Raw genomic sequence first — 12,579 nt, 5'->3', positions numbered from 1 at the left:
GTACGTCAGCCTGTTTCCCCGCCGAATATCTGGCGGTACGCCACGACGATCGCGGCGAAGCCAATGGGCATCACGAAGAAGGCGCCGACGTAACACAGGAGCCCGCCCACGAGGCCCAGCACCGCGTTGAGGAGGATCAGGCCCAGGATGCCGCCCACGTTGCCGAGCACGGCCCGTGCGCTCGTGCGGCAGGCCTCCCAACCGGACAACCGGCGGTCCACGATGAGCGGATAGGAGAAGAGCAGCAGGGCCATGAGGGCCATCAAGAGCGGCATGAGGATCAGGATTGTCAGGACGAAGCCCGGCACGAGCTCCGCGACATCGGGCCGCGGTCTACCCCCGTCTCTGCCAATGGCCATGGCGACGCGGATGAAGAAGAACAGGGTGGTGGGGATGATCACGAGCATCATCGGCACAAACTGGACCAGGGTCGCGATGAGGCCTGGCGTGAAATGGTCCATGCCCTTGAAGAGCGTGCCGAATTCGATGCGCTCACCCCGTGCCAGGGCCAACAGGCAGATGTAGATGCCGCACATCATCGGGCCCTGAAGAAGCCCGAAGGGGACGGCGCTGGCGATGATGATCCCCACGAGCGAGATGCCAACCATCAGGAGGTACTGGTCGCGGATGAGCCGCCAGCCCTCCGAGATGCATTCGAGCGGCCGGACCGCGCCTGTCCTGATGTATGTGGGCTGCGTGTTCAAGATCCCCTCCGCATGCCGCGGGCGAACCCGGGCAATTCGAAGGCGAGTCTGCCGGAGCCTTCGCCTGCTGGCGAGGGGTGATGACGAGACACCGAACGGCCATCGGCGTCATCGCGTCTTGTTCGAGCTCAACAGTTTCCGCGTGCGAGCGAGCTTGTATTCGTTGCCGGAGCGTTCTGCCTGATCCAGGTCGAGAATGCCGTCGCCCGTCCAGCAGGGCCCGGTGAAGGTGCCAACCGACTCGTAGGGAGGGAGTTGACACCTTCTACCTATGGGCAGGGGCGTCTAGCAGGCACTGCAGCCGTCGTACTGCCAGCTCCCGCACGAATAGCTGCCGCTCGAGGTGATGCAGCAGTTCCGCTTGCGGACGGTGTTGCCAGGGTAGGCGAGGGCGGAGACCTCCCCCGGGGTGGCGCTGGCGGGGATCGAGCATGAGCCACAGCTGCCATAGCTGTACTCGTAATCACAGAAGGCCTGGCTGGTCGGCCCTCCGGTGTCCGACGTCTCCTGCCCGGCCTCGGTGCCAGGAGCAGGTGGCTCGGTGGACCCCTCCTCGATGGGCCCGCCACAGGCTCCCGTCAGCAGGAACAATCCGACCAGGCAATGACGCAGGTTCTTCATTTTCAACCTCCGGGTGGGTGATGAGGGTGGGAACAAAGGATGCAGGTACAGAGTGCCACGGCGAAAATGAAAATCGCTCATGGTTCCTGTTGGAGCATGCGGGGAGGGGCTGGTGGGGTTCGTCGCGGACCTTGTGGACCGCGTCGAACTCCTCGTCGATGGAGGCGGCTACTCGTCCCCGCTGCCGGCGGACGGCTTCGCCCGTCGTTGCCGCTTACTGGATGCGTTCGCTTGAAGCGCTGGGTACCTGCCGTGGAGCTTGCTCGGCTCGCGTCGCATCGCGCCGCAGCCTCAGTCGAGGAAGCGGCGCTCCCAGCGGCGTAAGTCCTCGGGAGGGAAGTCGAGCCCCCAGCTGAGCTTCTCATGATAGAGCCAAGGTTCCAGGACGCGCGCCAGTTCCCGGTAGGCGGGGAGCGTGCGGCCCTGCTCGGTGTCTCCCGCGTCCGGCCACGGGCCGAGGGTGACGACGGCGCGCTCCCCTTCCATCTCCTGGACGGTGGTTCCCGGTGAGGACAGGCGCGAGCGCAGACCTGCGGCGCCGCCCAGTTCGCCCAGCACGGGCTGGCCCAGGAAGGTAAGCCAGGAGGGGCCACGTACCCGCGTACCGAGTTTCCAGGAGTGCCAACTCGGCTCGGGGATGTCCATGCCGGGATGGCGGAAGCACAGCTCTCGGATTCTGTCCTTGATGCCTATCAGGCTCTTCTGGCCGTTGAAGGCGAAGCCCACCTGTCCGAAGCAGAAGGGCAGAGGGGCGGCCAGTTCCAGCGCCAGCTCACGCAGCCGGTCCGGACCGTGCTCCTCCAGGTATTCGGTGGGAAGCCAGAAGCTCACCGCGCACGATGCATTCGGTTCGTCGTCCAAGGCGGGTGTGCCGAGCGGCTTGCCTAGATACTCGAAACCGTACCGGTCCTCGCGGCTGGAGTAGTCATCGTACAACCGGATGCCGGGCCATTCCTCCTCGAGCAACTCACGCCGGATGCGCTTCCATCCGGTGTCATCGAGTTCTTGGATTTCTCCTTCGTGATCCGCGTATGTGCCGAGCGCCCCTGGCCCTACCTCGTTCAGGTAGATGTCCAACGAGTGGAGAACTCCCCGCACTATCTCCGGGTGAGGGTGGCGGATGTAGAAACTGAGGTTCAGGCTGTCGCGGAGGATGCTGTATCCGGCAGGCCCATAGACGCGAATGCGTGGACAGTACTCGCTCATGGTGTGACTCCCACCCAGGAGAGGATTGCCTCCGGTTCAACCCCCAATGCTTCCAGATAGACGGCGTTCTGCCAGCGACCTTGATGAGGCCCCTTGGTGTAGAAGCACCAAGAGGCTCTACTGCTGTTCACACAGGGACATTTAAAATCATACACAGCTAGAGGTAGGCGCGGATTTCCTGAGTGGATAACGACGTCTGGCTTGATGGTGCCTCGCAGTTCGCTGTAGCAGCCCTCTTCCAGAAGGGCCTCTTCTTTCTCGGGCGTGATGAGCTCGCGCTGCCCCGTCTGTTTGTTGTAGCGGTAGCGCGGCTCCAGGCTGAAGCCACCCGGACTCAGTGCGCTCAATTTCAACCCGGCACATTCCAATGCGGCCTTGTGCATCTCCTCGCCGAAGTATTTGGCTCGCGTCCTGACCTTGCCCCCGAACTTCCCTTCTTCGAGGCATTCAGCCGGAGTGGGGCTCCTGCCGTCCATGTGCTCGAGGAGCACCTTCTCGCGGGCCTGGTTGGCACACTCCGTCAGGGCCTGCTCGATGCGGGTCCTCTGCCATGCATCCAGTGCCCTCCCAGCCGCTGCGGCCGAGGCGCCGATCTCGGCCATGCGTTGCGCGGCCTGCGGTATGACGGTTTCCTCTCCGGCCATGCGAGCGCACAGCGCTGGTTGGGTCCTGCAGGAACTCGATGCCGAGTCGAGGGACTGTGCGTACTGGCTCGGTGTTCCGTAGCCCACCACTCCAGCATGGCAGGCCATGAGAAACAGGCTGGTGGCGAGCGTTCCAGGGACTGGCCAGAACGCAGGTGCGTCGTCCTGGAGAGCTCTATTTTTCGGTGGGAGCTGGTTCGTGCAGCGGGGCTCTGGGTGAGCGATTCGCTCTCGGTTTTCTTGGGGAGCATGGCTGACCGTAGTGGAGGCTACGATGCGAGCAGCCGCGGCTCAACGCACCTGGCCGTCCTTGACTGCTTGCCCATAGGAGGGGGGGCGCAATTTCGGCCCCTCAGGCCGGGGGCGCGGCGGGGGGAAAGTGATGGGCGCGCTGTTCAGAGGAGAACCGCCCATCTCGCCGGGGTCTCGAACCACCCCTCCTGGCCTCCTCTTTACCCACCTCGCCACCCGCCAATGCGCCCCCATTTTTCACTAGGCCTCTTCCCGAGGCATTTGGTCTAATGTTCGAACAAACTCCTTCTCGCCCTTTTTCACGTGCCGCCTTCCGAACATGCAGAAGCCCTGACGGGCAATCAGAGCCTCATCAAGCGAATCAACAGTGCGGCGATACTCCGGTTGGTGAGGCAGGAGGCGGGCCTGTCGCGGGCGGACCTCGCCAAGCGCAGCGGGCTGACGAAGTCCACCGTCAGCCTGCTGGTGCAGGAATTGATCGACGAGGGCTGGTTGTGCGAGTCCGAGGCGCCCGTATCCAACGCCGTGGGCCGGCGCCCAACGCCCCTGCAGCTCGACCCCTCTCGCCTGGCGCTCCTAGGTGCCGAGATCGGCGTGGACTACCTGAACGTGGTCGCGTGCAACCTCCAGGGGAAACTGCTCGGCTCTTGTCAGCAACCGTATTCGCCCTCGGACCTGGGCTCCACGCTCACGGCGCTTGCCGGGCTTATCGCTCAACAGGACGCTTCGCTGTGCGCCCAGGGCTGGCGTGTCCTGGGGATCAGCGTCGGAGTTCCAGGAACCGTCGATGTGCACGGTCATCGGGTGGGCATGGTGCCAAACCTCGGCTGGCACCACCAGGACATCGAGCAGCCGCTGTGTAAGGCGTTGAAGAGAGCCGGCGTACGCCAATCGCCGGTGAAGGTGCTGAACGAAGCCAACGCCGCGGCGTTGTCCGAGTACGTCTTTGGCACTGGCGCCCAGACGAACTCACTCGTCTACCTGAGCATGGGCATTGGTGTAGGCGGAGGGATCGTTCTCGGTGATCGGCTCCACCTCGGTCATGACGGCACGGCTGGGGAAGTCGGCCATACGGTGCTGCAACTCGACGGACCGCCGTGCCGGTGCGGTAGCCGCGGCTGCGCCGAAACCTTCATCTCACAGCGGGCAGTCAGTCTTGATATTACGGGCACCCCAGACCCCGTGCTGCCAATCGACGAACTGGCGCGTCGGGTGGCCGGGGGCGATGCGACGGCAGTGGCGGCCGCGCGTCGTGCAGGGCGCTATCTGGGCATGCTGATGCAGAACATCTGCAACATGCTCGACCCGGCAGTCCTCGTGCTTGGCGGCCCCATGGTACAGCTCGGCCCGGTCTTTCTCGATGCGGCCCGCGAGTGCTTTGCAGGGCTGCAGGCGCGGTACGCCTTCCACACCACCGAAGTACGGCACTGCCGCTTCGGCATCAATGCTTGCGCTGTGGGCGCCGCAGGTGCGGTGCTGCATGAAGCCCTGATGGCCTGACGTCATCCCCCTGCGGGTCGTCTGGGCCTCGGGTGAGCGCCGATGTGCTTTCACCATTGGCAGTGCATCAAAGAAATACAACGCAGGTTGAAAAGCGATTGGGTACGCTTTTCTTCGGCGCGCTGCGTCAGCTCCATCGGCACTCCTGAGGCGAACAGTTGTGAGACGTCCCCCCGCATGGGAGAGCAGCCAGCCCATCTGTTTAATGGTTTACTTTAGCTCCCCGGCCCGTGCGCGCTCACGGCCGATGGTTGCCACGGCCCCGCAGGCAATGAATGACGCGCTATGTCGAATTCGTTAGCGACAGCACTCATGCTGCGATGAGGGGGCCCTCTGATGATTTCCATTATTCTCCTGATTGACGGGCCTGGCGTTCGGCTTTATGGTTTGTTCATCGAACAAACCAATTCGTCGATATCAACGCCAAGGCGCCAGGGGGCGCGCCAGAGGAGACGCACATGAGCTTGAACCGCAGGGTCACCCTGTTGTGGCTCGCCGTCATGGCAGCCGTGCCGAGAGTCGCAAACGCAGAGAGCCTGGTGGTAGGCGTCTCCTGGTCCAACTTCCAGGAAGAGCGCTGGAAGCGCGACGAGTCCGCGCTCAAGGCGGCCTTGCAGAAGCTTGGTGCGAAGTACATCAGCGCCGACGCGCAGGGTTCCAACGAAAAGCAGCTGTCGGACGTGGAGGGCCTGATCTCGCGCGGCGCCAACGCGCTGATCGTGCTGGCTTATGACTCCGACGCCATTCTGCCCGCTGTGCAGAGGGCTCGTCAGGAGAACATTCCGGTGGTGGCGTACGACCGCCTCATTCAGGACCCGGGGGTGCTGTATGTCACGTTCGACAACGTCGAAGTGGGCCGCATCCAGGCCCGCGAGGTGCTGAAGGTCAAGCCACAGGGGAACTACGTATTCATCAAGGGCTCGCCGACCGATCCCAACTCGGACTTCCTGCATCGCGGCCAGCTCGAGGTCCTGCAAAGCGCCATCCAGGCCGGAAAAATCAAGGTGGTGGGCGAGCAGTACACCGAAGGCTGGTCGCCGGAAGTCGCTCAGCGCAACATGGAGCAGATCCTCACGCGCAATTCCAACAAGGTCGACGCGGTGGTGGCCTCGAATGACGGTGCTGCTGGAGGCGCGGTCGCGGCCCTGAAGGCGCAGAACTTGACCGGAGTCCCGGTGTCCGGCCAGGACGCCGACATTGCAGCGCTGAACCGGATTGCCCGCGGCGAGCAGACGGTCACCGTGTTCAAGGACACCCGCGTGCTGGGCGAGGCGGCGGCCAATTTCGCGGTCGCGATGGCCAAGGGCACGAAGCCGTCGGCAATCCAGGGCGCGACCATCTGGAACGGCGGTACCAAGAAGTTGCCTATCTCAGCGGTCTTCCTGAAGCCGGTACCTATCACGGCGGATAACCTCGACCACGTCCTCACCTCGGGTTGGGCCACCAGGCAGCAGGTGTGCGCAGGCGCGAGCGGCGCGAAGGCGCCGAAAGCCTGTAGGTAGGAAACCGCTCGGCCTCGCAGCGGCGACGAGCGCTGCGAGGCCGTCTCTTCCAGAACACGCCCTCGCGATGCAAATCCTTCTCCGCAAGACGGGCTTTGACCCGCGCTTCAGTTCAATGGTCCTGGTGCTGCTCATGGTCTGGGCTGTCCTGGCGGCTCTGACCGAAGGCACCTTCCTCACGCCGCGCAACCTCTACAACCTGTCAATCCAAACATGCGTGACCGGCATCATGGCCTGCGGCATGGTGTTCCTGATCGTGGCCCGGCAGATCGACCTGTCCGTGGGTTCGCTGCTCGCCTTTACCGGCATGCTGATCGCTTACAGCCAGGTGCGGTGGTTTCATCCGGAAGCCAACTGGGGCTGGCTGCTGAGCATCGCGCTCGGCGTGGCGGCGGGCGTCGCCGTCGGGGCCTTTCAGGGGTGGTGGGTCGCCTACCGACAGGTGCCTGCCTTCGTCGTCACGTTGGCCGGCTACCTGATGTATCGCGGTGCGGCCTTCCTCGTCGCTGACGGGCAGACCATCGCGCCGCTGCATACCAACTACCAGGTCCTCGGTGGCGGCTTGTCCGGTTCGATCGGCGTGGGTTGGAGTTCGGCATTGGGCGTGCTCACCTGCATCGCCGTTGCCTGGCATCGCTGGCACGTGCGCCGCACGAGCGCCCGCTACGGCGCCGAACAGCCCCCGCTGTGGGCCGACGTGCTGCGGGTGGTGTTGCAATGCGGCGCGATTGGGGCGTTCGTCGCGGTGATGAACAGCTATGTCGGCTTCGATGCACAGCAGAACCGGGTAGGAAAAGGGATCGCGGTGCCGGTCCTCATCTTCATCGCCGTCATGTTCGTGATGAGCTTCATCGCTGAGCGCACCCGTTTCGGACGCTACCTGTTTGCACTGGGCGGCAATCCGGAAGCTGCGTTGCTCTCGGGCATACCGACGCTCCGCGTGATGCTCTACCTCTTCATGCTCATGGGTGCGCTCGCCGCACTGGCCGCGATGATCACGACGGCGCGCCTGAATTCGGGGGCGAATTCGATGGGGCAGATGGCGGAGTTGTACGTGATTGCCGCGGCGGTGATCGGCGGCACCTCGCTCGCGGGCGGCGTGGGCTCGATCGCGGGTTGCGTGGTGGGGGCGCTGCTGATCCAGAGCCTGGACAACGGCATGGTGCTCATGGATGTCTCCAGCGCGAAGCGGCAGATCTTCATCGGCCTGGTGCTCATTGCCGCCGTGTGGTTCGACGTGGTCTACAACCGACGGAGCAATCGATGATTGGCCATGAGGGTCGCCGGCCCCTGGTCGAAGTTCGCCAGGTCACGAAGCACTTCGGCGGCGTCATGGCCGTCGATAGAGTGAGTTGCGACCTCTACGCGGGAGAGGTGGTGGGCCTGCTCGGCCACAACGGGGCCGGCAAGTCGACGCTCATCAAGATGCTGTCCGGCGTGTACCCCCCGGACAGTGGCGAAATCCTCGTCAATGGCCGGCCGATGCGTTTCGGGAGTCCTCGAGAGGCGCGTGCCGCGGGCATCGAAACCATCCACCAGACCCTGGCGCTTGCCGACAACCTCGATGCCGCGGCCAACCTCTTCCTCGGCCGCGAGCTGATGACACCGTGGAGGACCCTGGACACGCCCCGGATGCAGCACGAGGCGCGACAAATCATTCAGCGGCTGAATCCCCATTTCACCGAACTGCACAAGCCGGTGCGCGCGATGTCCGGTGGGCAGCGGCAAACGGTGGCGATCGCGCGAGCGCTCTACTTCAATGCGCGGATTCTGATCATGGACGAACCGTGCGCGGCCCTCGGCCCGGCGGAGACACGCATGGTGATGGATACGATTCGTCGCCTGAAAGCCGATGGTATCGGCATCTTCCTCATCAGCCACGACATGCCGGACGTCTTCGAGGTTTGCGACCGCGTGACCGTGATGAAGAACGGCAAGGTGGTGAGCACCGAGCGTGTGGCGGACCTGACGCAAGACGACGTTCTGAGCATGATCATTCTCGGTCGCCCGCCGCAGCGGCAGCACGCCACCACGCCCCCCCAGGTGACGCCCACTTCCTCCGCGGCCTCCATTGGGCCCGCATAGGCCGACCGTGCTCGTTGACCGAGCAGAGGGCAAAGCATGTTCATCGGCATAGACCTCGGTACCTCTGAAGTGAAGGTGCTGCTGCTGGACCGTGACCAACGGATCGTGGCCACCGCTCGCGAGCCTCTCGCTGTCTCGCGACCGCATCCGCTGTGGTCGGAGCAGGCCCCCCAGGAATGGTGGGACGCGACGTGCCGCGCCCTGGATGGGCTGGCCGCTGCCCAACCGGCGGCCCTGCGCGCTGTCGAAGCCATTGGGCTGTCGGGCCAGATGCACGGCGCGGTGGTGGTTGATTCGCACGACCGGGTGCTAAGGCCGGCCATTCTGTGGAACGACGGACGCAGCGGCGCAGAATGCGAGGAGTTGATGCGCAAAGCGCCACGCCTTACCGAGCTCGCGGGCAACCTGGCCATGCCAGGGTTCACGGCGCCGAAGTTGCTGTGGCTGAGGCGCCATGAACCCGAGGCATTCGCGCAAATCACCGCCGTCTTGCTGCCAAAGGACTGGCTGCGCCTACAACTGACAGGCGAGAAGGTGAGCGAGATGTCGGACGCCGCGGGGACACTGTGGCTCGACGTTGCCCGTCGAGACTGGTCCGATGAGCTCCTCGAGGCCTGCGACCTGCACCGGCATCAGATGCCCACGCTGGTCGAGGGGAGCGAGCCGAGCGGGCGGCTCCTTCCGCAATGGTCCCGTCGTTGGGGCATCCCGCAGACAGCGGTGGTGGCGGGAGGCGCCGGAGACAACGCGGCGAGCGCGGTGGGCATTGGCGCCGTGGAGCCGGGCCAGGGCTTCTTGTCGCTCGGCACTTCAGGCGTCCTCTTCGTCTGCAATGACCGCTTCCGGCCCAACCCGCAGTCGGCCGTCCACGCATTCTGCCATGCGCTCCCGCGGCGCTGGCACCAGATGAGCGTGATGTTGTCGGCCGCCAGTTGCCTCACCTGGGCGGCGAGGCTCACCGGACACGCCGACGTGTCGGCATTCCTCGCACGCATCGATTCGCTCACCCCCGACGCGATGCACCATGCGCCGCTCTTCCTTCCGTACCTGTCCGGCGAGCGCACGCCTCACAACGACCCGAATGCCAGTGGCGTGCTGTTTGGTCTGTTGAACGAACACGCAGCGGCGTCGGTGGCGTATGCGGTGATGGAGGGCGTGAGCTTTGGCCTGCGCGATGGCCTGCTCGCCTTGCAGCAGGGTGGCACCGCGGTGGAGCGCTTGTCCTTGGTGGGCGGCGGTGCACGCAGCGAACGCTGGGCGCAACTGCTGGCAGACGTGCTCGACCTCGAGCTTGTAACCCATGAAGGCAGCGAGGCAGGTGCGGCCCTCGGTGCAGCCCGTCTGGCCTGGCTCTCTGTGGGGGGCGACGAGGCAGCGGTGTGCCGTCCTCCCCCCGTGGCGCAACGATGGCGGCCTCGCGCGCCCGAGCATCGGCAGTACCTGATGCAACGCTACGAGCGCTTCCGCGCGCTGTACCCCGCGCTCAAGCGCCTGAACCCCCGATGATTTCACCCCTCTGAAACCAGGAGACCTACTGATGAGCAGTGGCTATTTCGCCGATATCAAGCCAATCCGTTATGAGGGGCCCGAAAGCGACAACCCGCTGGCCTTCCGCTGGTACGACAAGGACCGCATCGTGCTTGGCAAGCGCATGGAAGACCATTTGCGGTTCGCCGTGTGTTACTGGCACAGCTTCGTGTGGACAGGGCTGGACCCTTTCGGGGGGGAAACCTTCTTGCGGCCCTGGTTCACCGGCGGGAACCCCATGGAGCTCGCGGTGCGCAAGGCCGAGGCCGCGTTCGACTTTCTCAGTCGGCTCGGCGTCCCGTACTACTGCTTCCATGACCGCGATGTCGCGCCAGAGGGCGCCACGCCACGTGAAAGCTTGTCCAACTTCCGTCACATGGTGGAACACCTTGCCGCACACCAGCAACGCACCGGTGTCAAGTTGCTGTGGGGCACGGCGAACCTCTTCAGCCATCGTCGCTACATGGCGGGGGCCGCCACCAATCCCGACCCGGAGGTGTTCGCCATGGCCGCCACGCAGGTCAAGGCGGCGATCGATGCAACCCTGCAACTGGGCGGCGAGAACTACGTCCTGTGGGGTGGGCGCGAGGGCTACGAAACGCTGCTCAACACGGATCTGCGGCAGGAGCTCGACCAGCTCGGGCGTTTCTTGAACCTGGTCGTGGACTACAAGCACCGTATCGGCTTCACGGGCACGATCCTTCTCGAGCCCAAGCCGCGCGAGCCAACCAAGCACCAGTACGACTTCGATGTGGCAACGGTCTACGGCTTTCTGAAGCGCTACGGACTGGAGAAGGAGGTGAAGGTCAACATCGAGGCCAACCATGCGACCTTGTCCGGCCACAGCTTCGAGCACGAGATCGCTCTGGCACAGGCGCTCGGCATCTTCGGCAGTCTGGACATGAACCGGGGCGATCCACAGCTGGGCTGGGACACCGACCAGTTCCCGAACAACCTGCCCGAAACCGCCATTGCACTCTACTCGGTGCTGCAGGGGGGCGGCTTTACGACCGGCGGGTTGAACTTCGACGCCAAGGTACGGCGCCAGTCGATCGATCCGACCGACCTGTTCCACGGCCACGTCGGAGCAATGGATCTCTGCGCCCGGGCACTCCTGGTCGCAGCGCGCATGATCGAGGATGACCGGCTCGCCAAAGCCGTTCGTGAGCGCTACGCCGGCTGGCGGACATCTTTCGGGCGAGACGCGCTCGAGGGTCGCCTCTCACTGGAAGCGCTCTCCGAGCGCGTGTTGAGCCGTAATGAAGACGTGACTCCGGTTTCCGGAAGGCAGGAGGCGCTGGAAAACCTGGTCAACCGTTACATCTGATTGCACCGATCCGACCGAACCTCATCAGTCACATAGGAGAGAGACGACATGCTGACCAAACTGCGTGCCGCTGCGGCGACAGGGCTGCTGGGCGCCGCCGCAGGCGGTTGTGCCACGGCCCAACGGGCGACGCCCGCTGACCCCCAATTCCTGAATCAGCCGCTGATTTCGAGCATCTACACCGCCGATCCCTCGGCCCACGTCTTCAACGGCCGCATCTATCTCTACCCGTCCCATGACATCGAGGCGGGCGTGCCCGAGGATGACCTCGGCAGCCATTTCGCCATGCGCGACTACCATGTCTTCTCGATGGAGCGCGTCGGGACGGAAGTCTCCGACCATGGCGTGGTGTTGCGGCTCGAGGACATCCCCTGGGCCGGCCGCCAGCTCTGGGCTCCCGATGCCGCATACAAGGACGGCAAATACTTCCTGTACTTCCCGGCCAAGGACAAACAGGACATCTTCCGCATCGGCGTAGCGGTCTCTGACCGGGCAGAGGGGCCGTTCAAGGCCGAGCCGGAGCCGATCAATGGCAGCTTCAGCATCGACCCGGCGGTGTTCACCGATACCGACGGGCAGTCCTACATGATTTTCGGCGGCATCTGGGGCGGCCAACTGCAGCGTTGGGCGACCGGAACCTACGAGCAGAACGGCTCGGTGACCGACCTGAAGCAGCCGGACAAGCCTGCGCTGATGCCCAAGATCGCGCGCATGAACGCCGACATGCTGACGTTCGCCGAGGCCCCACGTGACCTCTCCATCGTCGACGAAGCCGGCAAGCCACTGCTCGGCGGTGATTCCGACCGGCGCTTTTTCGAGGGCTCCTGGATGCACAAGTACCAGGGCCGCTACTACCTGAGCTACTCCACGGGCGACACCCACCGGCTGGTGTATGCGGTCGCCGACAACCCGTACGGACCCTTCACCTATCAGGGGGTGCTCCTGGAGCCGGTGCAGGGCTGGACCAACCACCACTCGATTGTCGAGCACGATGGCAAGTGGTGGCTGTTCTACCACGACACCCAGCTCTCGGGTAAGACGCACCTGCGGAACGTCAAGGTGACTGAGCTGAACTACAATCCTGACGGTTCGATTCGAACGATCAAGCCGATGCGCTGACGGCGCAGGAACGGGGAGCCGCCTGGCTCCCCGTTCTGCTTTCAGAATCAATAGCTCAGAGGCGCGATGCGAGCTGGCGGGTCGAGGTTCAC

General features: G+C 64.3%; 11 protein-coding genes. 7 read left to right on the top strand and 4 right to left on the bottom strand.

The window, feature by feature from the left end; genetic code table 11:
- Positions 1–5 precede the first annotated feature (5 nt).
- From F0U60_RS33395 to F0U60_RS33380, 4 genes are all read right to left on the bottom strand, one after another.
- On the bottom strand, positions 6–704 hold the full coding sequence (locus F0U60_RS33395; protein WP_395806047.1) for a hypothetical protein: 699 nt from the start codon (positions 702–704) through the stop codon (positions 6–8).
- Positions 705–989: 285 nt separating this feature from the next.
- Positions 990–1,325: a hypothetical protein gene (locus F0U60_RS33390; RefSeq protein ID WP_395806045.1), complete on the bottom strand. Its 336-nt coding sequence runs from the start codon at positions 1,323–1,325 to the stop codon at positions 990–992.
- A gap of 291 nt (positions 1,326–1,616) precedes the next feature.
- A complete protein-coding gene (locus tag F0U60_RS33385) occupies positions 1,617–2,531 on the bottom strand; it encodes a DUF3396 domain-containing protein (RefSeq protein ID WP_395806043.1) in 915 nt (304 codons plus the stop codon).
- Complete coding sequence (locus F0U60_RS33380; RefSeq protein ID WP_395806041.1) at positions 2,528–3,175, bottom strand: hypothetical protein; 648 nt, start codon at positions 3,173–3,175, stop codon at positions 2,528–2,530. Before F0U60_RS33380 ends, F0U60_RS33385 begins: the two co-directional genes overlap by 4 nt.
- Positions 3,176–3,730: 555 nt before the next feature.
- On the opposite strand from F0U60_RS33380, the gene F0U60_RS33375 reads away from it, so the two are divergent.
- The 7 genes from F0U60_RS33375 (at position 3,731) to F0U60_RS33345 (ending at position 12,487) form a co-directional block, all read left to right on the top strand.
- Positions 3,731–4,927 (top strand): ROK family protein, encoded by a 1,197-nt coding sequence (locus tag F0U60_RS33375; RefSeq protein WP_395806039.1) that lies wholly within the window; start codon positions 3,731–3,733, stop codon positions 4,925–4,927.
- A 458-nt stretch (positions 4,928–5,385) separates the two neighbouring features.
- On the top strand, positions 5,386–6,429 hold the full coding sequence (xylF, locus tag F0U60_RS33370) for a D-xylose ABC transporter substrate-binding protein (protein ID WP_395806037.1): 1,044 nt from the start codon (positions 5,386–5,388) through the stop codon (positions 6,427–6,429).
- A 67-nt stretch (positions 6,430–6,496) separates the two neighbouring features.
- A complete protein-coding gene (locus tag F0U60_RS33365) occupies positions 6,497–7,696 on the top strand; it encodes a sugar ABC transporter permease (protein ID WP_395806035.1) in 1,200 nt (399 codons plus the stop codon).
- Positions 7,693–8,514, top strand: a complete 822-nt coding sequence (locus tag F0U60_RS33360; RefSeq protein WP_395806033.1) for an ATP-binding cassette domain-containing protein — start codon at positions 7,693–7,695, stop codon at positions 8,512–8,514. The genes F0U60_RS33365 and F0U60_RS33360 overlap by 4 nt, the downstream gene beginning before the upstream one ends.
- Before the next feature lie 36 nt (positions 8,515–8,550).
- Positions 8,551–10,020 (top strand): xylulokinase, encoded by a 1,470-nt coding sequence (gene xylB, locus F0U60_RS33355; protein ID WP_395806031.1) that lies wholly within the window; start codon positions 8,551–8,553, stop codon positions 10,018–10,020.
- A 31-nt stretch (positions 10,021–10,051) separates the two neighbouring features.
- Complete coding sequence (xylA, locus tag F0U60_RS33350) at positions 10,052–11,368, top strand: xylose isomerase (RefSeq protein WP_395806029.1); 1,317 nt, start codon at positions 10,052–10,054, stop codon at positions 11,366–11,368.
- 48 nt (positions 11,369–11,416) lie between these two features.
- Positions 11,417–12,487, top strand: coding sequence for a glycoside hydrolase family 43 protein (locus F0U60_RS33345; protein ID WP_395806027.1), 1,071 nt, complete (start codon positions 11,417–11,419; stop codon positions 12,485–12,487).
- Positions 12,488–12,579 lie beyond the last annotated feature (92 nt).

This window comes from Archangium minus (assembly GCF_044360475.1).
In the GTDB taxonomy this organism is placed as follows: domain Bacteria; phylum Myxococcota; class Myxococcia; order Myxococcales; family Myxococcaceae; genus Archangium; species Archangium minus.
The sequence above is the reverse complement of the archived record's forward strand: the minus strand, read 5'-3'. Positions and strand labels throughout refer to the sequence as shown.

Coding starts and splice junctions, on each gene's coding strand:
- F0U60_RS33390 (WP_395806045.1), bottom strand. CDS start 1,325: ATGAAGAACCTGCGTCATTGCCTGGTCGGATTGTTCCTGCTGACGGGA.
- F0U60_RS33385 (WP_395806043.1), bottom strand. CDS start 2,531: ATGAGCGAGTACTGTCCACGCATTCGCGTCTATGGGCCTGCCGGATAC.
- F0U60_RS33380 (WP_395806041.1), bottom strand. CDS start 3,175: ATGGCCGGAGAGGAAACCGTCATACCGCAGGCCGCGCAACGCATGGCC.
- xylF (WP_395806037.1), top strand. CDS start 5,386: ATGAGCTTGAACCGCAGGGTCACCCTGTTGTGGCTCGCCGTCATGGCA.
- F0U60_RS33365 (WP_395806035.1), top strand. CDS start 6,497: ATGCAAATCCTTCTCCGCAAGACGGGCTTTGACCCGCGCTTCAGTTCA.
- F0U60_RS33360 (WP_395806033.1), top strand. CDS start 7,693: ATGATTGGCCATGAGGGTCGCCGGCCCCTGGTCGAAGTTCGCCAGGTC.
- xylB (WP_395806031.1), top strand. CDS start 8,551: ATGTTCATCGGCATAGACCTCGGTACCTCTGAAGTGAAGGTGCTGCTG.
- xylA (WP_395806029.1), top strand. CDS start 10,052: ATGAGCAGTGGCTATTTCGCCGATATCAAGCCAATCCGTTATGAGGGG.
- F0U60_RS33345 (WP_395806027.1), top strand. CDS start 11,417: ATGCTGACCAAACTGCGTGCCGCTGCGGCGACAGGGCTGCTGGGCGCC.